Here is a 19,668-nt window from a genome sequence, read left to right on the forward strand (position 1 = left end):
GCCGTGCTCGTGCCCGCCGCGTCCGCGCCCGGTCAGGTGGTGGCGCGGCTCCATTGGACGGAGAGGCCGCCGGCCGCCCGCTCGGTCCGGATCTCGATCGCCGAACCGAGCATCGTGGCGCGGTCCGCCACCAGCGCCGACCCGTCCAGCGCGTAGGTCACCCGCTCGGAGAGCAGCACCGGCTCGCCCGGCGGCCGCCGCAGCAAGCCCGCCACCGGCTCCTCGAGCAGGCCCGGCCGGACCACCTCGGAAGCCCGGTGCACCAGATGACCATGGTCGATCAACGCCGCGTACAGCGACGTGTCGCTCAGATCCGCTGACACCAGCCCGGTGCCACGCACCCACGACGTCTGGTGCACGGCCGGCCGGCCGGCGACGAGTCGCAGTCGTTCCAGCCGCAGCGCCTGATCGTCGCCGATCAGCGCGGCCGCCCAGTCCGACGGCGGGCCGACCGCCTGGTCGAGGATCTCCGTGGTGACGGTCTGCCCCTGATCGCGTAGGTCCTCCGCGAACCCGTGCAGCGACGTGAGCTGATACTTCGCGCGCGGGAACACGAACGTTCCCCGGCCGGGCTCCTGTGACAGCAGGCCCTCGTCCTCCAACTGCTTGAGGGCCTGCCGAAGCGTCGCCAGCGTCACCCCGTACCGCGTGCTGAGCTCCTTCTGCGGAGGCAGCGCTGTCCCGGGCGGCAGCTCGCCGTCCTTGATCTTGGTGGTCAGGTCATCAGCGATCACCTGGTACTTCGGCGTGCGCGCGGGCAACGGGCATCTCCTGGTCGACCTGGTCGAGAGCGGCGCGGAAAGCGGCGACCTCGGCTCGCAGGTCATCGGGTGACGCACCGTCCAGAACCCTACGCATCAGAGCGGCGCCGATCACCACCCCGTCCCCGGCCCGGGCGGCCGTCGCGGCCTGCGCGGGAGTGGAGATGCCGAACCCGATCAGCACGGGCAGGCCGGTGACCGCCTTGATCCGGCGAGCGAGCGGCGCCGCGCTCGCGGCCAGGGAATCCCGCTCACCGGTGGTGTCCATGACGCTCACCGCATAAACAAAACCGCGACTGTGGCGCCCGATCTCGGCCAGTCGCTCGGGCGGGGTGACCGGCGCGGCCAGCAGGACCAGCTCGATACCGGCGGCCGCGGCGGCCGCCTCCAGCCGGCCGGCCTCGTCGATCGGCACGTCCGGCACGATCAGCCCGCTGATCCCGGCATCGGCGAGCCGCCGGCAGAACACCTCCGGCCCACCCCCGGCCCCACCCGAAACCGCGCCCGCCGCTGATCGACCACCAAGCGCGCCTCTGGCTGGCTGGCCGCCAACCGTGCCCGCTGCTGGCTGGCCGCTCGGCGCGCCCGCCGCTTGCTGGCCGCTAAGCGCGGCCGGCGCAGGCTGGCCGCCGAACGATTCGTCCCGTGGCGCGGCCGGTGCAGCTGCGGCCGGGGTCGTGTCGCGGAAGACCAGGTTGGCGTAGGTCATCGCGATCAGCGGGATGTGGATGCGATCTCGGGCCGCGGCCAGGTCGGCCAGGATGGACCCGACCGTGACGCCGCGCCGCAGCGCCTGATCGGACGCCTGTTGGATGGTCGCGCCGTCCAGCATCGGATCGGAGAACGGCAGCCCGATCTCCACCGCGTCGGCGCCGGCCTCCTGGAAGGCCAGCAGGTAGTCGATCCAGTCCGGCGTGATGCCGCCGGTCAGATAGGGATTCAGCCGCTTCATCGGGCCACCCCCGCCAGCGTCGCCATGTCCTTGTCACCACGGCCGGAGAGCGTCAGCAGCACGGTCGAGCCGGTCGGCAGGTCGGGCGTGCCGGCCGCGCGGAGGACCCAGGCCACCGCGTGCGCGGACTCCAGCGCACAGATGATCCCCTCGCTGCGGGCCAGCCGGCGCACCGCGGTGAGGACCTCCTCGTCGGTGACCGTGCGATATTCCGCGCGACCGATTGCTCCCAGGTGCGCATGCTCCGGGCCGATGCCGGGATAGTCCAGCCCGGCGGCGATCGACTCGGCCTCCAGCACCTGGCCGTCGGTGTCCTGCAGGACCATCGACCGGTAACCGTGCACCACGCCGGGTGCGCCGTTGGTCATCGCGGCACCGCCGGCCGCCTCGACCCCGATCAGACGGGCCGTCGTGTCGGCGAACCCGGCGAACGTGCCGGCCGCGTTCGACCCGCCGCCCACGCATGCCACTACCACGTCAGGCACGGCCGGGACCTGGGCGCGGGCTTCCTCGCCGATCACCCGCTGCAGCTCCCGGACCAGCCACGGATAGGGGTGTGGCCCGCCGACCGAGCCGAGGCAGAAGTGCGCCTCGTCGACGGCGCCGACCCAGGCGCGCATCGCCTCGTTCGTCGCGTCCTTCAACGTGCGGCTGCCGCTGGTCACCGGGATCACCTCGGCGCCGAGCAGCTCCATCCGGAAGACGTTGAGCTCCTGCCGCGCGATGTCACGCTCGCCCATGTAGACGGTGGCCCGCATGCCGAACAGGGCGGCCGCGGTGGCGGTGGCGACGCCGTGCTGACCGGCGCCGGTCTCGGCGATCAGGCGCGCCTTGCCCATCCGTCGGGCGAGCAGCGCCTGGCCGAGCACATTGTTGATTTTGTGGGACCCGGTGTGCGCCAGATCCTCCCGCTTGAGCAGCAGGGTCACGCCGAGCTGGGCGGAGAGGTTGAGCGCCGGGGTAAGAGCGGTGGGCCGGCCCGCGAACTCGGTGCGGAGCCGGGCGAGCTGCTCGTGGAAGGCCGGGTCTGCCCACGCGTCCCGGAACGCCGCCTCCAGGGCGGCACACGCCGGAACCAGGGACTCGGGCACATAGCGCCCGCCGAACTCGCCGAACCGGCCGGCCGAGGTCGGCGGGCTCATGGCGGATGGTGCTGCTCCGGACTGCGTCGGTGCTGACATCTGCGGCTCCAAAAAGTTATAGAACTCTGCCGACCCATCATGGCATGCTTGGGCGGCAGAGTTCTAGAACTATTTCGGATCGGAGGTCAGGCGACCTTGTACAGAGCCTCCGGAGTCACCAGGCCGGCGAAGACCCGGCCGTCATCGGTGATCAGCACGCTGAAGAGCGATCCGGTCAACAGCCGGCCCTTGCCCCACGACCCACTGACCTCGGGAAGCGCGCCCATCAGTGCCTGGGCGGTCTTCGCCTGGTCGCCGGTGCCCTTGCCCGCGTCGGTCAGCTCGGACAGCGAGCCGGCCGGCACCTTGGCGGAGAGGATCGACGTCCAGCCCTTGCCGATCACCTTCGACTCCGCACCCTTCGACGGCTTCGCCGGAGCGGAGCCCGAGGGGTGCGGGATGACCTTCTTGTCCGAGCCACTCCGCGGCGAGTCGGCGGACGGGGCGCCCGCCTCGTCGATCTTCGCGCCCGGCGGCGGGTTGAACTTGAACTGCTCCGCGTCTGGCACGTCGAAGCTGATCGAGTCGAAGGCCACCCGGACCGCGGGCTTGGCCGCCCCCTTGGCGTACACCTCCACCCGCAGCGGGATGTGGTGCTCGGCGTCGATCGCCAGGCGCACCTGCCCGACCATCGACGCGGTGTCCCGCGGGCTGAGCACCAGCTCGTACGCGTCCCGCCCGGCCACCTTGGCAGCGCCGGTGGTCTGCACCTTGGTGGTCGCGTCGATCGAGGCGAGCGCCGTGTCGGCCGCCTGCTGCGGCGTCGACGGCAGCGCGCCGGGCAGCGAGTGCTCAGGCGCCGAGGCGGCGTCGCCCGACAGCTTCAGGTGCGTGCCCGTGTTCTCCGAGCTGCTCCACTGCCAGACGTCCGACCCGTTGCGGATCACGTCGGTCTCACCCTGCGTCCCCTGCAGGGCGAAACGCACCTTGTCCTGTCCCGCGTACCACACGCGGGCGGTGTTGCTTCCGGAGATCAAACTGGTCAGGCCGTTGCCACCGCCGGCCGAGGCGCCAAGGCTGCTGGCCAGCCCGGCGATTCCCGGCAGGCCGAGATCGGCGCTCTGCACCACGGTGCCGGAGAGCCCGGCGGGGTTGGCGCTCTGCAGATCCACCAGCAACTGGGCCGCGCTGCGGTCCGGCAGCGACGGGTCAGCACTGGCCACGATCGTGCCTGCCGCCGCGCCACCCCCGATGACGACAACCGCGGTGGCCCCCGGTACCAGCCAGCGCAGCGCCGGCCTCGATTTCCACACGGACACGATGTCCACCTCCCGTTGGTATGCAGCAATCGTGCTTCGGCACCGCTGTGACAAGGCTGAGAACGACCCGTAGGGGAAGACCCGCGCGGCCTGCGGGTCGGTGACCAGGCCGGCGGCGCCCCGGGGGCCGGCACGTGCGCGTTGACCAGGGCGGCCACGCCTATCAGGGGCCTGTGACCGGGCTCGGAGGGAGTGGGGAGGGGACAGGAAAGGTGCGGGGGAGTGGGGCAGAACTGGGGCAGAACTGTGGAGGGAGTGCGGCGGAAGTGCGGAGGGAGTGCGGCGGGAGTGAGGCGGGAGTGAGGCGGAAACGCGGGAGGGAGTGGGAGGAGTGGGACGGAAGTGGGGAGCGAGGCAGGGAGGCCCGGGCTGAGAGGTGACTGAGAGTCGGTATCGAGGATCAACGACGGCATGCCAAGGTGTGAAGGTGCGGTTGCTGGTGGTGGAGGACGAGGAACGGTTGGCGGCCGCGCTGCGACGTGGCCTGCAGGCCGAGGGGTTCGCGGTCGACGTGGCCCATGACGGTCAGGACGGTCTGGAGATGGCCCGGCACGGCGGCTATGACGCGATGATTCTCGACGTCATGCTGCCCCGGCTCTCCGGCTATCGCGTGGTGCGGCAGTTGCGTGCGGAGCGGCACTGGCTGCCGGTGCTGATGCTCTCCGCCAAGGATGGGGAGTATGACCAGGCCGATGGCCTGGACTGCGGCGCCGACGACTATTTGACCAAACCATTTTCGTACGTCGTTCTCCTCGCCCGTCTGCGTGCTCTGCTGCGACGTGGCACCCAGGCCCGGCCGGTGGTCCTCGTCTGCGGGGACGTCGAGCTGGATCCGGCGGAGAAGCGCGTGCTGGTGGGCGGCACCGAGGTCACGCTGACCACCCGCGAGTTCGCGCTGCTGGAGTACCTGATCCGCCGGCCCGGTGAGGTCGTCTCCAAGACCGAGCTGCTCGACCACGTGTGGGACGCGGCGCTGGACACCGCGCCGAACGCGGTCGAGGTGTACATCGGCTACCTGCGCCGCAAGATCGGCCGGGAAAGACTGGAGACGGTCCGGGGCGCGGGCTACCGGCTGGTCGCCGTCGCCGTGAATGCGGCCGGAAGAGCGGAACTGCCGGAGCCGACGCAGGCTTGAAGGAGCCGGCTTGGTTTGACGGGCGATGCGGATCTGGCGAGTGGGCGTGTGGCGCGGGTCTGGCGAGTGGCGGGTCTGGCGAGTGGACGTGCGGCGCGGGTCTGGCAAGTGGGCGGGCGACGCGGGTCTGGCGAGTGGGCGTGCGGCGACGGAACGGGGGTTCGGTGATGGGCGTGGTGGGGGAGAAGCTCCGGAAGGGGCGATAGATGCGTAGGCGTCTGCAAGAGCTCAGCCTGCGGGCACGGTTGCTGCTGATCTCGGCGGCGGCCCTGGCGTTCGGGCTGGCGGCGGGTGGCGTGCTGCTGGTCACGGTGCTGACGTTCGCGCAAGGGCGGGCGGTGCACGCCGAGGCGCTGGAGACGGCGCGTGGCGTGGCCCGGCTGGTGGACCAGGGGCAGCTCCCCGACCCGATCCTGGTCACGCCGGGGGTTCAGGTGCAGGTCATCGACGAGCAGAACCGGGTGCGGTCGGTTTCCCGGACCGCCGACCGGCTGGTGCCGATCCTGTACGAGGACGAGCTGCGTGACCTGCCCGACGGCGGCGGGATCGTGATCCCGGGGAAGCGGATCGGGTTCGACGGGGTGGCCCGGGTCGTCAAGGTCACCGCCGGGCCGGCGACCCACCCGCTGCGGATTCTGGTGGCGCGGTCGACCAGTCAGCTGACGCAGAGCGTGCATCTGCTGCGGGTCACCCTGCTGATCGCGTTCCCGCTGCTGGTCGCGCTGCTCGCGGCCGGGCTGTGGCGGGCGCTCGGCGCGGCGTTGCGGCCGGTCGACGCGCTGCGGGCCGGGGCCGAGGAGATCACCGGGGGAACCCGGGCCGGGCGGCTGCCGGTGCCGGACTCGCACGACGAGGTCGGGCGGCTGGCGATCACCCTCAACGACATGTTGCACCGGCTGGACACCGCGCGGGCGCGGCAGCGGGCGTTCGTCGCGGACGCCGCGCACGAGTTGCGGAGCCCGCTCACCAACATGCGTACCGAGCTGGAGGTGGCGCAGCGACTGCCGGACGACACGGACTGGCCGGCGCTCAGCGACGACCTGCTCGCCGACGTGCAGCGACTGTCCCGGCTGGTCGACGACCTGCTGTTGCTCGCCCGGGCGGACGACGGGGGTGGCCGGGCGATCTCGCGCCGGATCGAGGAGGTCGATCTGGGGCAGCTCGTGGGCGAGGTCGCGAGCCGGTACCCGGAGGTCCGGCACGAGGACGCGAGCGGGCCGTTGCCGCTGGTCGCCGATCCGGACGCGCTGGCCCGGGTGGTGGCCAACCTGCTGGACAACGCATGCCGGCACCGGCGGTCGACGGTCACCGTGCGAACCGCGGCGGACGGTCCGGATCTGCTGGTGGAGGTCACCGACGACGGGCCGGGCATCCCGGTGGCGGACCGGGAGCGGGTGTTCGATCGGTTCACCCGGCTCGACGACGGCCGGGCCAGGGATGCCGGTGGGTCGGGGCTGGGGCTGGCCATCGTCCGGGAGTTGGTGCGCAGGCACGGCGGTTCGGTCACGCTCGGCGAGGCGAATCCCGGCTTGCGGGTCGAGGTGCGCCTGCCTCGGCGCAAGGACGCGGCGCAGCGAACGGAAACGGCGCAGCGCGGGGAATCGGTGCAGCGAACCGAAACAACGCGGCGCGGGGAATCGGCGCGGCGCGGGGAGACGACGCAGCACGGCGAAGAGTCGCAGCGCAGGGGAGACCCGCGGAACAAGGAACACGAGCGGTCCGCGCCGGTAGGTCCGAGGGCGGCTCGTCTTCGGGCATCGCACCCCGGTGAGACGGTGCCAATGACCGACGCGGTCGCGGAGGCGCGTCCCGCGGTGGCGGGGCCGGAAGCCGACCGGGAGGCGGGGCTGCGGGCTGAGCGGCCGGGATAGCGGGGTCGGGAGTCGATCGGCCGAGGCAGCGGGGATGGCGGGTCGGCCTGGCAGGGAGGCGCTTGCCGAGTTGGCAGAGCCGGGAGTCAGGGTCGACCATGTCGGGGCGCGGGGCGCGGGGCGCGGGGCGCGGGGCGCGGGGCGCGGGGCGCGGGGCGCGGGGCGCGGGGCGCGGGGCGCGGGGCGCGGGGCGCGCACGAAGGGGTGAGGGGCGGGGAAAGATCGGCGGGTGGCGGGAACTTTTCGCATCATCGGGGCGACCAACCGGGTGTGCCCGGCGACGGGCGACGATACGACGGAAGGTTCTCCCAACAATGTCGCTGCTCAAGCGTTCCGCGGTGGTGGCCGGTGCGGCCGGTCTCCTGATCCTGGCGATCGCCGGCCCGGCGTCCGCGCACGTGACGGTCAATCCGAACACGGCTACCGCGGGCGGCTACGCGAAGGTGTCGTTCCGCGTGCCGAACGAGTCCGACAGCGCGTCCACCACCAAGCTCGAGGTGAACCTTCCCGCCGACCAGCCGATCGCGTCGGTCTCCGTCAAGCCGGTTCCGGGGTGGACCGCGGTCGCTGAGAAGTCCAAGCTGGCTACGCCGATCAAGTCGCACGACACCGAGATCACCGAGGCGGTCCTGAAGATCACCTGGACCGCGGCGAAGGGCTCGGAGATCAAGCCGGGCGAGTTCCAGGAGTTCGACGTGTCGATGGGGGCGCTGCCGGCGTCGGGGCAGATCGTTTTCAAGACGCTGCAGACCTACTCGGACGGGAACGTGGTTCGCTGGATCGACGAGCCGACCACCGACGGTAGCGAGCCGGACAGCCCCGCGCCGGTTCTGAAGATCGTCCCGGCTGCGGACAGCAGCGCCGCCCCGTCGGCCGGGGCCGCGGCTCCGGTGGCCGAGGCCGCCGACGACTCCAGCGGGGGCGGTTCCGGGCTCGGGCTCGCCGGCCTCATCGCGGGGCTGATCGCGCTGGTGCTGGCCGGTCTCGCGTACGCAAAGGCCAGTCGCAAGCCGGAGCAGGCCGCGACCGTGACCGAAAAGACCACCGCGAGCTGAAAAGCCACCGCCCACCGCAACCGGAAAGCCCGCCGCGAGCCGAAATGTGCTGCCATGGGCAGCGGGCATGCGGCGCGGCTGGGGCGTGGGTGGGACGCGGGCGTGCGGCGCGAGCGGACGTGGGCGTGCGGCGTGGGTAAGACGCGGGCGTGCGGCGCGAGCGGACGTGGGTGTGCGGCGTGGGCAAGACGCGGGCGTGCGGCGCGGCTGGGACGTCAGTGGAAAGCGAGCGGACGTGGCACGCGGCGCGGGCGAGACGTGGGTGCGGGACGTAGCCGGGGCGTGGGTGCGGGACGCGGGCGGGGCGCTGGCAAGGGGCGAGGTTAATCGGGAATCTGAAAGTGGGGCCGGTGTTGAGGTCCGGCCCGCACCGCTGTGACCTGCGCTAGGCTGCCGCGATAGATCAACGACGGTCGGCTGGAGAGATCATGAAGTCCCGCGTCTGGCACGGCACGCTCGCATTGATCGTTCTGGCTTCGTTGATCACTCAGATCGTGCTGACCGCTACCGACACCGCGCCGCACGCCGGGCCGCTGGTGGTCGAGACGGTGGTGACCCGGTTCGTCCGGCTGTTCAGTTTCTTCACGATCCAGAGCAATCTGCTGGTGCTGATCGCCACGGTCGGGCTGGCCCGTGATTCGGGGCGGGACGGCCGGGTCTGGCGGGTGATCCGGCTCGACGCGCTGCTCGGCATCGTGATCACCGGGATCGTCTACAGCACGATTCTGGCCGGGCAGGTGGAGTTGCACGGTGCTGCCTACCTCGCTGACCTGGGCTTTCACTACATCGCGCCGTGGGCGGCGCTGCTCGGCTGGCTGCTGTTCGGGCCGCGGCCGCGGATCGACGGGCGGACCCTGGCGTGGGCGGCGGTCTGGCCGACCCTGTGGATCGGGTACACGCTGGCGCACGGTGCGGTCACCGACTGGTATCCGTATCCGTTCACGGATGTCGCTGACCTCGGGTATCCGCGCGTTCTGATCAACATGAGCGCGGTCGTGCTGATCGCGGCGCTGCTGGCGACCGGGTTGCGGCTACTCGACCCGCGGCTGCGGTTCGGTGCGCCGAAGGTGCGGGAGGGTGCGGTTCCGGTCGTGCCCCGGCCGCGTTCCGGTGCTGAGGCTGTCGCCGATTCCGAGGCCTGACACCGGTCTTCGGGTGCCGGGTCGCGCTCGGTCGACGTCGACCCAAAGATGATCTTGCGGTGCGCGGCGGTGCGCGGCGGTGCGCGGCGGTGCGCGGCGGTGCGCGGCGGTGCGCGGCAGGCCGGCGTCTGCGTTGACCGTGGCCGGCCCGGGCTGGAATAAGGGCCGGCGGGGCAAGGTGCGCGGGGCCGGCACGGCAAAGCGTGGGGATGGGTGCGCGGGGCCGGCTTGGGCAAAGCGCGGGATGGATGCGCGGGCCGGCATGGGCAGAGCGCGGCACGGGTGTGCCGGCCGATTTTGATCAGAACCCTGGAACGGAGTGTCTGGACACGCCCTGACCACTGTTCTAGCGTTTCGGATAGTGACTTTCATTAGCCGAGAACGCGAGGACCGCATGGACCGCATTCCGCCTTCCGATGTCCCACCCCGCCCGTCCAGCAACCACGTCCACCCGCGGGATCTGGACCTGACCGAGGCCCGCGAGCTGGTGCAACGCGCCGTCGACAAGGCCGAGCAACTGGGCCTGCGCGGCGGCATCGCGGTCGTCGGCGCGAGCGGCGCCCTGATCACCGCGTCCCGGCTGGACCACGGCGGCCCGGGCGGCATGGCCCGGGCCCGCTCCAAGGCGTGGATCGCCGCCACCCAGCAGATCACCAGCACCGAGCACCTGCACCGGATGACCACCCTGCCGGCGCCGATCTCGGCCGGGTTCGTGCAGGTCAGCCCGGAGGCGATCTTCCCCGGCGCGGGCGGGATGCCGATCCGCGACAAGGACGGCGTGATCGTGGCCGGCCTCGCCGCGTCCGGGGCGACGGTCAGCCCGTTCCTGCCCGAGGGCGTCGCACCGGAGGTGGTCAGCGCGGCCGGTGCGCCGGCCAACCCCGAAGACCTGCTTATCGCGTACGCCTTGGATGTCCCGTATGTCGGTCAGCACGGCGACGACGACGCCCGCTGGCGGCAGCGATTCGGTGACCTGACGGTGTCGCCGGCGGACAGTCTCGGGTTGAAGCCGGCCCCGCCCGCCGCCGCCCAGCGTGAGCTGGCCTGGGCGCGAGCGCTCTGCGACCGGGTGCTGGCCGAGGCGCACCGCCGCGGCCTGCGGGTCAGCGTGGCGGTGGTGGACCAGGGCGGCGACCCGATCCAGCAGGACCGGATGGCCGACGCGGTGACCGGCGGGGTCGAGGTCGCCCTCGGCACGGCAGCGGCGGCCGCCCGGTTCGGCGTCCCCAGCGAGCTGGCCGGTCAGTGGTATCGGGACCCCTTCGGGATCCCCGGCGGGCGCCCACTGGAGGAAGGCGGCCGAGTGGTCGCCGGCCTGGGCGTAGGCGGCATCGACCCGGCGGAGTGCGCCCTCCTGGCCCGCGCGGTGACCGCATGACCGCCGTGTCGGGCCGCGACGCAGAAAGTATGAGCGACGCAAAAAGCATGAACGTCACCCGGATCGCCGTGCTGGGCTGCGGCGCGATCGGCAGCCTCTACGCCGCCCACCTGGCCCGGGTCCCCGGCATAGAGGTCTGGGCGGTCGACCCCTGGCGCGCCCACGTCGAGGCCATCGAGTCCACCGGCCTGACCGTGATCGGCCAGGCCGCCTTCACCGCCCCGGTGCACGCCCGGACCAGCGCCGCCGACCTACCCCCCTGCGACCTGGGCATCGTCGCCACCAAGTCGCTGCACACCCGGGACGCGGTGGCCGCCGCGAAGGACGCGCTGGCCGGCGCCGCCGTGGTCAGCGTCCAGAACGGGATCGGCAACGAGGAGCTGATCGCCGAGTTCCTGCCGCGGGTCATCCGCGGCACCATCGTCACGGCCGGCGCGGTCACCGCGCCCGGAACAGTCCGCTACGACGCCCCGGGCGATTCCTGGTTCGGCCCGTTCGAGCCGAGCCCGGCCCCGGCCGCCGGGATCGCGCTGCTGGCCGGGCTGCTGACCGAGGGTGGCCTGCGGACCCACGCGGTGGCGGACGCTCGCGGCCCGCAGTGGACGAAGGTGGTCTTCAACGCCGCGACCAGCCCGCTGGCCGCGCTGACCGGGCTGACCGTCGGCCAGGTGTGCACCGATCCGGACCTGCTCGCCCAGGTGCGGGTGCTGATCGCCGAGGCGCGGGCGGTCTGCGCGGCGGCCGGCATCGTGCTGACCCGGGATCCGGCCGAGTCGGTCGAGGAGGCGGTCCGCGAGGCCTTCCATCACAAGCCCTCGATGCTCCAGGACGTCCTGGCCCGCCGCCGCACCGAGGTCGACGTCCTGAACGGCGGGATCGCCGCGGAGGGCCGCCGGGTCGGGATCGCGACGCCCGGGCACGACGCGATGGTCGCGCTGGTCCATGGCCTGGAGCGGTCCTGGTAACGGCCCGGAAATGAGTCCGTGCAGCCATGGACATCTTTCCGAGTGTCGTTTACGTTTCTCGCAACAGCGAAAGAAAGTAACTTTCGCTAGGTGAAAGTGCAGGACCACAGCGAGGAGTTCAGCCGTGAGTTCTCGTCCCCCGCGCGTCACACGCGCCATAGTCGCTTCCGGTGCCGCGCTGATGGTGCTGGCCGCTTGCAGTCACGCCTCGGATTCCGCCGGCACGACCGCCGGCGCCTCCGCGGCCCTCCCCAAGACGCTGGTCTTCTCCCCGCTCTCGCTCGCGCCGCCGGCCCTGAAGGGGCTGTCCGAGGGGGTGAAGGGCTACGCGAGCGGCAAGGGCTGGGAGGTCATCGTCCAGGATCCGAACTTCGACCCCAGCAAACAGACCCAGCAGCTCAACGAGGTGCTCAGCTCGGGCCGGGCAGGCGCCGGCTGGATTCTCGCGGTGGCGCCGCCGTCGATGCTGCCGATCATCAAGACGGCCCAGTCCAAAGGCATCCCGCTGCTGGTCAACGGCCGCCCCGACGAGTACGGATTCAGCGGCCCGCAGCCCGGCGTCACGTTCGACTACGTCGACTACGCGGCCGGCGGCAAGGCGCTCGGCGAGCAGCTCGGCGCCTGCGTCAACGCGAAGATGGGCGGCAAGGCCGAGGTCCTCGCCGTGCAGAGCTCCGAGGGCCAGGCCGGCAAGAAGGAGTTCGAGGACGCCGCCGCGGCCGCCCTCAAGGCCACCGCCCCCGGCGCCACCATCGTGCAGTCCGTGATCGCCAAGGACCGGGCGAGCGCCCAGACCGACATCGGCAACGTGCTGCAGGGCAAGCCGACGCTGGGCGCGGTGATGGCGTCCAACGACGAGGGCGCGCTCGGCGCGCTCGGCGCGTTCTCCGCGGCCGGCAAGACGGCGCAGTGCGTGACCGACTTCGGCGGCAACGACGAGGTGCTGAAGAACGTCACCGACGGCAAGATCTTCGCGTCGGTCGCGCTGCAGTTCGACGCGGACATGACGCAGTCGTTCGACACGCTCGTGGCGATGCAGACCGACCCGAAGGCGAACGGTCAGGTCCTGATCGTCCCGCAGAAGGTCATCACGGCGAAGGGCTGAGGGATGACCGTGACCGCCGAGACCGGCAACCAGGTCGCCGCCGCCGGGCCGGAGCACGACCCGGCCGGCGTCCGCTGGCTGATCTTCGCCCGTGACCGGGGCATCTTCGTGCTCTGGGTGCTCCTGCTGATCGCCTTCAGCCTGTGGGCGAGTCCCTACTTCGCCAGCGTGAACAACGCGCTCCTGATCGCGAACGCGGCGGCGCTGACCGCGATCTTCGCGGCCGGCATCGCGGTCGGCATCATCTGCGGGGCGCTCGACCTGTCCATCCCGGGCACCGCCGCGATGGCCGGCTGTGTCTGCGGCTGGCTGATGACGCACGGCGTCCCGGTCGGCGTCGGGATCGTCGCCGGCCTGGCCGTGGGCGTCGTGGTCGGGGTGGTGAACGGGTTGATCGCGTTGCGCGGCTTCAACCCGATCATCGTCACGATCGGGTCGTTGTCGGTGCTGTCCGGGCTGGCCGCCGCGCTGGCCGGGGGGTACACGATCCCGGGGCTGACCGGCCTGATGTTCCTGGGCACGGACCGCTTCGCGGGCGTTCCGGCGCCGGTCTGGGTGGTGGCGGCGCTGTTCCTGGCCGGGACACTGTTCCTGACCCGGACCCGGGACGGCATCCGCCTGATGGCGGTCGGCGGCAACGCCGAGGCGGTGCGGCGCTCCGGCATCAACGCCGACCGGTACAAGGTGCTGGGCTTCGTGGTGAGCGGGTTCTGCGCGGCGCTCGGCGGCCTGGTGACGGCGGCCATGGTGACCGAGGCGAACCCGGCCGCCAACCCCGGCATCATCTTCAACGCGCTCACCGCGGTCGCGCTGGCCGGGGTCGCGCTCAGCGGCGGCCGGGGCTCGCTGCCCCGGGTGCTGGTCGGCGCGCTGATCCTCGGCACCATCGCGAACGGGCTGACCATCAAGGGGATCCAGCCGTACTGGGCCACCGCGGTCACCGGGCTGCTCCTGCTCGGCTCGCTCGGCCTGGAGAAGTGGGTGTCCACCACGGTCTCCCGGCGACTGGTCGCCACCGCCCAGGCGTCGGCCCACACCGGAACGAGGTAACCGTGACCGAGACCGAGACGGCGCCCGCACTGGAGCTGCGCGGCATCGACATGCACTACGGCTACGTCCGCGCCCTGGACAGCATCGACTTCGCGGTGCGGCAGGGCGAGGTGGTCGGGCTGCTCGGCGACAACGGGGCCGGCAAGTCGACACTGCTCAAGGTGATGTCCGGGGCGCACCAGCCGACCGCCGGCACGATTCTGGTGCACGGCGAGCCGGCGGTGTTCCACTCGCCGAGCCAGTCGACCGCCGCCGGCGTACAGATGGTCTATCAGGATCTTGCCCTGGTCGACGCGCAGGACATCGCGACGAACCTGAACCTGGGCCGGGAGATCCTGCGCCGGGGACCGCTCGGCTGGCTCGGGTTCGTCGATCACAAGGCGCAGCGCAAGCGGGCGGCCGCCGAGCTCGACCGGCTGGGCGTGCGGACCGCGGCGGTGACCCGCCCGGTCGAGATGCTCTCCGGCGGTCAGCGGCAGGTGGTCGCGCTGGCCCGGGCCGCGACCCGGATCACCGGGGACCGCAACGGCGTGCTGCTGCTCGACGAGCCGACCGCCGCGCTCGGCTACGAGCAGACCAGGCAGGTGGAGGCGCTGATCCGGCGGATGGCCGAGCAGGGGGTGGCGTGCGTGCTGGTCACCCACAACCTGCCGCTCGCGGCCGAGGTCTGCGACCGGATCGTGGTGCTCAACCGGGGCCGCAAGGTCGCCGACGTGGCAGCCGAGAAGACCGACAACGATCAGTTGGTCGGCTGGATCACCGGAGCGCGGGGGTCGATGTTCGCATGACGTTTCTCTGGGGCGTCGCGACGTCCGGGCACCAGATCGAGGGCGGCAACGACACCAGCGACACCTGGTTCGCCGAGCACGTCTCGCCGACCGTCTTCCGGGAGCCGTCCGGTCCGGCCTGCGAGGGCCTGCGCCGCTGGCGGGAGGACCTGGACCTGGTCGCCGGGATGGGCCTGACCGCGTACCGGTTCTCGGTCGAGTGGTCCCGGGTCGAGCCGGTCGAGGGGGAGTTCTCCGAGGCCGCGCTGGACCACTACGCCGCGATCGTGGACCGCTGCCGGGAGCTGGGCCTGGCGCCGGTGGTGACGTTCAACCACATGACGGCGCCGCACTGGTTCGCGGCCCGCGGCGGCTGGCTCGATCCCGGGTCGGCGGCGGCGTTCGCGCGCTACTGCACGGTGCTGATGGACCGGATCGGCGACGCGATCGCCTACGCGGTGACGCTGAACGAGCCGAACCTGCCGCGCCTGCTCTCCTGGGTGCCGATGCCGGACTTCGTGCGCGATCTGGAGCGCGCCACCCTGGAGGCGGCGGGCCGGGCGGCCGGCGTCGAGCGGTACCGGCTGGCCAACGTCGCGCTGCCGGAGGAGTTCGACGCGCTGGAGACCGGCATGGCCGCCGGGCACCTGGCCGGCAAGGCGGCGATCAAGGCGTGCCGGCCGGATCTCCCGGTCGGGCTGAGCCTCGCGGTCGTCGACGACCAAGCGGTCGGCGACCCCACGATCAGAGATCAAAAGCGAATTGAGGCGTACGGCCGTTGGCTCCGTCTCGTCCGTGACGACGACTTCGTCGGCGTGCAGAACTACGAACGCGCCCGCTACGACGGCAACGGTCTGCTGCCGGAGGAGGGCGGCGGGCTGTTCTCCAGCGTGCACCCGTCGTCGCTGGGCAACGCGGTCCGCTACGTGCACGCCGAGACCGGCGTCCCGGTCTTCGTCACCGAGCACGGCCTGGCGAGTCCCGACGACAGCCGCCGTGCCGCGTTCCTCGAGCCGTCCCTGGCCGGGCTGCGCGCGGCGATCGACGAGGGGGTGCCGGTGCTCGGCTATCTGCACTGGACCCTGCTCGACAACTACGAGTGGATCTTCGGCTACGACGTCCAGCTCGGCCTGGTCGAGGTGGATCGCAAGACGTTCGACCGGACACCGAAGCCGAGCGCCGCCGAGTACGCGCGGCTGGTGCGAGCCTTCCGCCAGTCCTGGTGACGCGCTGATTCTCGTACGACGAAATCGGTTTTTGTCTGTTGAAACCACAGCCCTGTGACGCCGATCGCACCACGGTGACCGGAGTGTGAAATGTGTTTTCAGTGAGTGAGAGTTGAGTCGGCTCGCCGGCCTGGCCGTGCTCGTCACCGGCACCGCCGGGGGCATCGGCCGGGCCACCGCGTTGGTCTGCGCCCGGGAGGGCGCCCACGTGATCGGCGGCGACCTCGACGCGGCCGGAGCGTCCGAAACCGCCGAGTTGATCCGGGCGGCCGGCGGCCGCACCGACACGATCGCCCCGGTCGACCTGGCCACCGAGGACGGCGCGCGGCACTGGGTGGACGCCGCGGCCGAGCTGGCCGGCGGCGTGGACGTGCTGGTCAACAACGCGTCGGCGATCCGGTTCGGCGCGATCGACGAGCTGTCCTACGCCGACTGGTCGTTCACCATCCGGCACGAGCTGGACATCGTCTTCCTGGTCACCCGGGCCGCGTGGCCGCATCTGATCAGGCGTGGCGGCGGCGCGATCGTGAACGTCGGCTCGATCTCCGGCTCGCGTGGCGCGTTCTTCATGCCGCAGAACGCGCACGGCGCGGCCAAGGGTGGGGTGCTCGCGCTGACCTACCAGCTCGCGGTCGAGGGCGGGCCGAAAGGGATCAGGGTCAACGCGGTCAGTCCGGCGATGACCGAGACCCCGCAGACGTTGCCGACCCTGATGGACCCGGACGGCCCGGCCGAGGCGATCCGCAACGCCGTGCCGCTGCGCAAGTGGGGGCAGCCGGCGGACGTCGCGAACGCGATCCTCTTTCTGGCCTCCGCCGACTCCTCGCACGTGACCGGCGCAAACATCCCGGTCGACGGCGGCGCGGCGGCAGTCGGATGAACCTGATCCGCCGCGGCGACGCGGGATACGAGGCGGCCCGGGTCGGCCGGATCTTCAACGACCGGCGGCCGGAGCGCTACCCGGCGGCGATCCTGCTCGCGGCCGACGCCGACCAGGTGGCGGCCGGCGTCCGCCTGGCCCGCACGGAGAACCTGACCGTAAGTGTTCGGTCGGGCGGGCACTCCTGGGCAGCCTGGAGCCTGCGGGACGACGCGCTGCTGATCGATCTCGGCAGCCTGAACCGGCTGGCGTACGACGCTACGACCGGCGTGGTCGTCGCCGGCCCGGCCGCCCGCGGCGGGCTCGACCTGTCCCCGTACCTCGCCGAGCGCGGGCGCGCGTTCCCGGTCGGGCACTGCCCGGAGGTCGGGCTCGGCGGCTACCTGCTGCAGGGCGGGCAGGGCTGGAACGGGCGCCGGATGGGCTGGGCCTGCGAGAGCGTGGTGGCGGTCGACGTGGTCACCGCGGACGGCGAGCTGGTCCGCGCCGACGCCGAGCGGAACAGCGACCTCTACTGGGCGGCCCGCGGCGCCGGCCCCGGCTTCCCCGGCATCGTCACCGCGTTCCACCTGCAGACCTACGAGGCGCCGGCGGTGATGTGGCACGACACCCGGTTGTTCCACCCGGACGACGCCGCCGCCCTGCTCGGCTGGCTGCACGAGCTGCTGCCGAAGCTGGACCGGCGGGTCGAGCCGGTCATCGCGGCCACCCGGCTGCCCGGCGAGCCCACGTTGCTGCTGCACACCACCGTCATGGCCGGCTCCGACGCGGAGGCCGCCGAGCTGCTGCGGGTGTTCGACGGCGGGCCGCTCGCCGGTCGGGAACGGGGCCACGTGACCGGGCCGACCTCGCTCGCCGAGGAGTGCGTGGCGCAGGCGGCGCAGAACCCGGACGGCTACCGGTACGCGGTCGACTGCACCTGGACCGACGCGCCCGCCGACGTCCTCGCGCCGCTGCTCAGCCGGCTCTGGAGCGAGCTGGACACCGAGCACTCGTTCTCCATCTGGTACGGCTGGGCGCCCGACCGGGAACTGCCGGAGATGGCGTTCTCGGTGCAGGGCAACGTCTACATCGCCACGTACGCGATCTACCCCGACGCCGCCGACGACGAGAAGTACCGGAGCTGGGTGCACGAGCGGACCGCCGCCATCGCGCGGCACGGCGCCGGCGTCTACCTCGGCGACACCGACTTCACCCGGCGGCAGGACCGCTTCCTGTCCGATGCCCACTACCGGCGGCTCGAGGAGATCCGCGCCGAGCGGGACCCGGCCGGGCGCTTCGCGTCCTACCTGACCCGCGACCGGGCGGGGCTGAACGTCCATGACTGAGGCCCGCCTGGACCACGCCGGGCTGTCGGTGCGGGACCTGGACGCGGCCGCGCGGTGGTACTGCGCCGCGTTCGGCTACGTCCGCGAGCTCGAGTTGCGGGTCGACGCGCTCGACCTGGACATCGTGATGCTGATCCATCGCGGGCACGGCGACCGGCTGGAACTGCTGCACCGGCCCGGGTCCGAACCGGGGCCGCGCGCCGCGGATCCGGGGGCGGCGGCGCTGTCCGAGGGCTTCGGGCACGTGGCGTTCGACGTGGCGGATCTGGACACGACGTACGCCAAGGTGGTGGGTCTTGGGGCAACAGCGGTGATGACGCCGCGGCCGTCGCCGGAACCGGGGGTCCGGATGGCGTTCGTCGCCGATCCGGAGGGGAATCTGATCGAGATCCTGTCGAGAGGAACGACGTCATGACCATTCTCGGCCTCGGCTGCGGGCAGCCCGGCGGGAGCGCGGAGATCCTGCTGACCGCGGCGCTGCGCGCGGCCGGCGACGCCGAGCTGGTCCGGCTGACCGACCTGACCACCGACGAGCACCTGTGGTGGCTGTGGGAACGGCTGGTCGAGTGCGACGGGCTGATCGTCAGCACGCCGATCATGAGCCGGACCATCGCCGCGCGCCTCAAGACGGTGATCGACTTCCTGCTCGGGCCGAACGCGGACGCCGCGATCATCGAACACCTGGTCGCGGCGCGCCGGGCCGGGGTCGAGCCGGCCGTCCCGTTCCGGGTCGACGAGCGGGTGCTCAAACCCCGGGTGGCCGGCCTGATCGCGGTCGGCGGCTCGCTCACCCCGCAGTGGAAGACGCTCGCGCTGCCGCTGCTGCACACCACGGTGTTCTCGATGCACATGGCGGTGGTCGACCAGGTCGTCCTCGGCGGCGCCGGCACCCCGCGCTCGATCCTGCTCGACGACGCGGCGCTGGAGCGTGCCGGCCGGCTCGGGGCGAACGTGGCGTCGCAGCTCGGCGTGCCGTTCGACGACGTGCGCTACCTCGGCGAACCGGGGCTGTGCCCGATGTGCCACCTCGACGTCGTCGAGCTGACCGGCACCGCGGTCACCTGCGCGACCTGCGGCAGCGCGGGGGAGCTGGCGGACGGCGGGGCGATCCGCTGGACGGACCTGACCACCTCGGTGATCTCGATGGCCGAGAAACGGGCGCACGCCCGGGAGATCCAGGAGACCGCCGCCGCACACGCCGCGGTGCGCTCGGACCTCGACGCGCGGGCGGCGCGGTTCGGCGGCTTCGACCGGGTGTCGCGGCCGCCTCAGGACGCGTAGCGCTTCTCCGCCCGGGCCCGGGCCTTCGCCGCCTCCACCTCGCGGTCCTTCGGCGGCGCGGTCGTCACCAACTCGTCCAGCAGCGCCTGGGTGGCCGCCGCGATCGCCGCCACCGCCTGATCAAAAGCGGCCTGATTCGCCTGCGAGGGGCGGGTCGCCCCGGCTACCTTCCGGACGTACTGCAACGCGGCGGCGTGCACCTCGCCGGGCGTCGCGGGCGGCTCGAAGTTGTGCAGTTGATGAATGTTGCGGCACACGTTCGGCTCCTCGGGAGGGACGGATGGGTGCTACGAATCTATGCGATACTCGGCCGGGCCGTGGCGCCGTAGAAC

At 72.2% G+C, this 19,668-nt stretch carries 18 protein-coding genes and 1 pseudogene; 14 read left to right on the top strand and 5 right to left on the bottom strand.

Annotation, left to right across the window (positions count from 1 at the left end; genetic code table 11):
• Nucleotides 1–32 precede the first annotated feature (32 nt).
• The 4 genes from L3i22_RS14455 to L3i22_RS14470 form a co-directional block, all read right to left on the bottom strand.
• Nucleotides 33–761, bottom strand: a complete 729-nt coding sequence (locus L3i22_RS14455; protein WP_221327478.1) for a GntR family transcriptional regulator — start codon at nucleotides 759–761, stop codon at nucleotides 33–35.
• Nucleotides 724–1,713, bottom strand: coding sequence for a tryptophan synthase subunit alpha (gene trpA, locus L3i22_RS14460; RefSeq protein ID WP_221327479.1), 990 nt, complete (start codon nucleotides 1,711–1,713; stop codon nucleotides 724–726). The genes L3i22_RS14455 and trpA overlap by 38 nt, the downstream gene beginning before the upstream one ends.
• Nucleotides 1,710–2,855 (bottom strand): tryptophan synthase subunit beta, encoded by a 1,146-nt coding sequence (trpB, locus tag L3i22_RS14465; protein WP_221327480.1) that lies wholly within the window; start codon nucleotides 2,853–2,855, stop codon nucleotides 1,710–1,712. The genes trpA and trpB overlap by 4 nt, the downstream gene beginning before the upstream one ends.
• Nucleotides 2,856–2,980: 125 nt before the next feature.
• The gene (locus L3i22_RS14470; protein ID WP_221329960.1) at nucleotides 2,981–4,153 is read right to left on the bottom strand and encodes a sigma-E factor regulatory protein RseB domain-containing protein; all 1,173 of its coding nucleotides are present in this window, start codon (nucleotides 4,151–4,153) and stop codon (nucleotides 2,981–2,983) included.
• A gap of 427 nt (nucleotides 4,154–4,580) precedes the next feature.
• Between L3i22_RS14470 and L3i22_RS14475 the strand changes: the two genes are divergently transcribed.
• From L3i22_RS14475 to L3i22_RS14540, 14 genes and pseudogenes are all read left to right on the top strand, one after another.
• Nucleotides 4,581–5,288 carry a response regulator transcription factor gene (locus L3i22_RS14475; protein WP_221327481.1) on the top strand — a complete coding sequence of 236 codons (708 nt, stop codon included), beginning with the start codon at nucleotides 4,581–4,583 and terminating at the stop codon, nucleotides 5,286–5,288.
• A 248-nt stretch (nucleotides 5,289–5,536) separates the two neighbouring features.
• Nucleotides 5,537–6,841 (top strand): annotated as a pseudogene (locus L3i22_RS14480) (sensor histidine kinase); the annotation flags it as partial.
• 632 nt (nucleotides 6,842–7,473) lie between these two features.
• On the top strand, nucleotides 7,474–8,214 hold the full coding sequence (locus tag L3i22_RS14485) for a YcnI family protein (RefSeq protein ID WP_221327482.1): 741 nt from the start codon (nucleotides 7,474–7,476) through the stop codon (nucleotides 8,212–8,214).
• A 428-nt stretch (nucleotides 8,215–8,642) separates the two neighbouring features.
• Nucleotides 8,643–9,356, top strand: a complete 714-nt coding sequence (locus tag L3i22_RS14490) for a Pr6Pr family membrane protein (RefSeq protein WP_221327483.1) — start codon at nucleotides 8,643–8,645, stop codon at nucleotides 9,354–9,356.
• A gap of 394 nt (nucleotides 9,357–9,750) precedes the next feature.
• Nucleotides 9,751–10,734, top strand: coding sequence for a heme-binding protein (locus L3i22_RS14495; protein WP_221327484.1), 984 nt, complete (start codon nucleotides 9,751–9,753; stop codon nucleotides 10,732–10,734).
• A gap of 29 nt (nucleotides 10,735–10,763) precedes the next feature.
• On the top strand, nucleotides 10,764–11,699 hold the full coding sequence (locus tag L3i22_RS14500; protein WP_221327485.1) for a ketopantoate reductase family protein: 936 nt from the start codon (nucleotides 10,764–10,766) through the stop codon (nucleotides 11,697–11,699).
• A 124-nt stretch (nucleotides 11,700–11,823) separates the two neighbouring features.
• Complete coding sequence (locus tag L3i22_RS14505) at nucleotides 11,824–12,804, top strand: sugar ABC transporter substrate-binding protein (RefSeq protein ID WP_221327486.1); 981 nt, start codon at nucleotides 11,824–11,826, stop codon at nucleotides 12,802–12,804.
• 3 nt (nucleotides 12,805–12,807) lie between these two features.
• Nucleotides 12,808–13,854 carry an ABC transporter permease gene (locus tag L3i22_RS14510; RefSeq protein WP_221327487.1) on the top strand — a complete coding sequence of 349 codons (1,047 nt, stop codon included), beginning with the start codon at nucleotides 12,808–12,810 and terminating at the stop codon, nucleotides 13,852–13,854.
• Between the two features lie 2 nt (nucleotides 13,855–13,856).
• On the top strand, nucleotides 13,857–14,642 hold the full coding sequence (locus L3i22_RS14515; protein WP_255658227.1) for an ATP-binding cassette domain-containing protein: 786 nt from the start codon (nucleotides 13,857–13,859) through the stop codon (nucleotides 14,640–14,642).
• Complete coding sequence (locus L3i22_RS14520; protein ID WP_221327488.1) at nucleotides 14,639–15,847, top strand: glycoside hydrolase family 1 protein; 1,209 nt, start codon at nucleotides 14,639–14,641, stop codon at nucleotides 15,845–15,847. Before L3i22_RS14515 ends, L3i22_RS14520 begins: the two co-directional genes overlap by 4 nt.
• Before the next feature lie 112 nt (nucleotides 15,848–15,959).
• Nucleotides 15,960–16,727, top strand: a complete 768-nt coding sequence (locus L3i22_RS14525) for an SDR family NAD(P)-dependent oxidoreductase (RefSeq protein ID WP_221327489.1) — start codon at nucleotides 15,960–15,962, stop codon at nucleotides 16,725–16,727.
• The gene (locus L3i22_RS14530) at nucleotides 16,724–18,055 is read left to right on the top strand and encodes an FAD-binding oxidoreductase (protein WP_221327490.1); all 1,332 of its coding nucleotides are present in this window, start codon (nucleotides 16,724–16,726) and stop codon (nucleotides 18,053–18,055) included. Before L3i22_RS14525 ends, L3i22_RS14530 begins: the two co-directional genes overlap by 4 nt.
• On the top strand, nucleotides 18,048–18,470 hold the full coding sequence (locus L3i22_RS14535) for a VOC family protein (RefSeq protein ID WP_221327491.1): 423 nt from the start codon (nucleotides 18,048–18,050) through the stop codon (nucleotides 18,468–18,470). The genes L3i22_RS14530 and L3i22_RS14535 overlap by 8 nt, the downstream gene beginning before the upstream one ends.
• Nucleotides 18,467–19,336 (top strand): flavodoxin family protein, encoded by an 870-nt coding sequence (locus L3i22_RS14540; RefSeq protein ID WP_221327492.1) that lies wholly within the window; start codon nucleotides 18,467–18,469, stop codon nucleotides 19,334–19,336. The genes L3i22_RS14535 and L3i22_RS14540 overlap by 4 nt, the downstream gene beginning before the upstream one ends.
• Here L3i22_RS14540 and L3i22_RS14545 read toward each other — a convergent pair.
• Nucleotides 19,324–19,593, bottom strand: coding sequence for a DUF2277 domain-containing protein (locus tag L3i22_RS14545; protein ID WP_221327493.1), 270 nt, complete (start codon nucleotides 19,591–19,593; stop codon nucleotides 19,324–19,326). The genes L3i22_RS14540 and L3i22_RS14545 overlap by 13 nt on opposite strands.
• Between the last annotated feature and the right edge of the window lie 75 nt (nucleotides 19,594–19,668).

Source organism: Actinoplanes sp. L3-i22 (assembly GCF_019704555.1).
GTDB lineage: Bacteria > Actinomycetota > Actinomycetes > Mycobacteriales > Micromonosporaceae > Actinoplanes.

Coding starts and splice junctions, on each gene's coding strand:
- L3i22_RS14490 (WP_221327483.1), top strand. CDS start 8,643: ATGAAGTCCCGCGTCTGGCACGGCACGCTCGCATTGATCGTTCTGGCT.
- L3i22_RS14485 (WP_221327482.1), top strand. CDS start 7,474: ATGTCGCTGCTCAAGCGTTCCGCGGTGGTGGCCGGTGCGGCCGGTCTC.
- L3i22_RS14530 (WP_221327490.1), top strand. CDS start 16,724: ATGAACCTGATCCGCCGCGGCGACGCGGGATACGAGGCGGCCCGGGTC.
- L3i22_RS14495 (WP_221327484.1), top strand. CDS start 9,751: ATGGACCGCATTCCGCCTTCCGATGTCCCACCCCGCCCGTCCAGCAAC.
- trpA (WP_221327479.1), bottom strand. CDS start 1,713: ATGAAGCGGCTGAATCCCTATCTGACCGGCGGCATCACGCCGGACTGG.
- L3i22_RS14520 (WP_221327488.1), top strand. CDS start 14,639: ATGACGTTTCTCTGGGGCGTCGCGACGTCCGGGCACCAGATCGAGGGC.
- trpB (WP_221327480.1), bottom strand. CDS start 2,855: ATGAGCCCGCCGACCTCGGCCGGCCGGTTCGGCGAGTTCGGCGGGCGC.
- L3i22_RS14500 (WP_221327485.1), top strand. CDS start 10,764: ATGAGCGACGCAAAAAGCATGAACGTCACCCGGATCGCCGTGCTGGGC.
- L3i22_RS14535 (WP_221327491.1), top strand. CDS start 18,048: ATGACTGAGGCCCGCCTGGACCACGCCGGGCTGTCGGTGCGGGACCTG.
- L3i22_RS14510 (WP_221327487.1), top strand. CDS start 12,808: ATGACCGTGACCGCCGAGACCGGCAACCAGGTCGCCGCCGCCGGGCCG.
- L3i22_RS14540 (WP_221327492.1), top strand. CDS start 18,467: ATGACCATTCTCGGCCTCGGCTGCGGGCAGCCCGGCGGGAGCGCGGAG.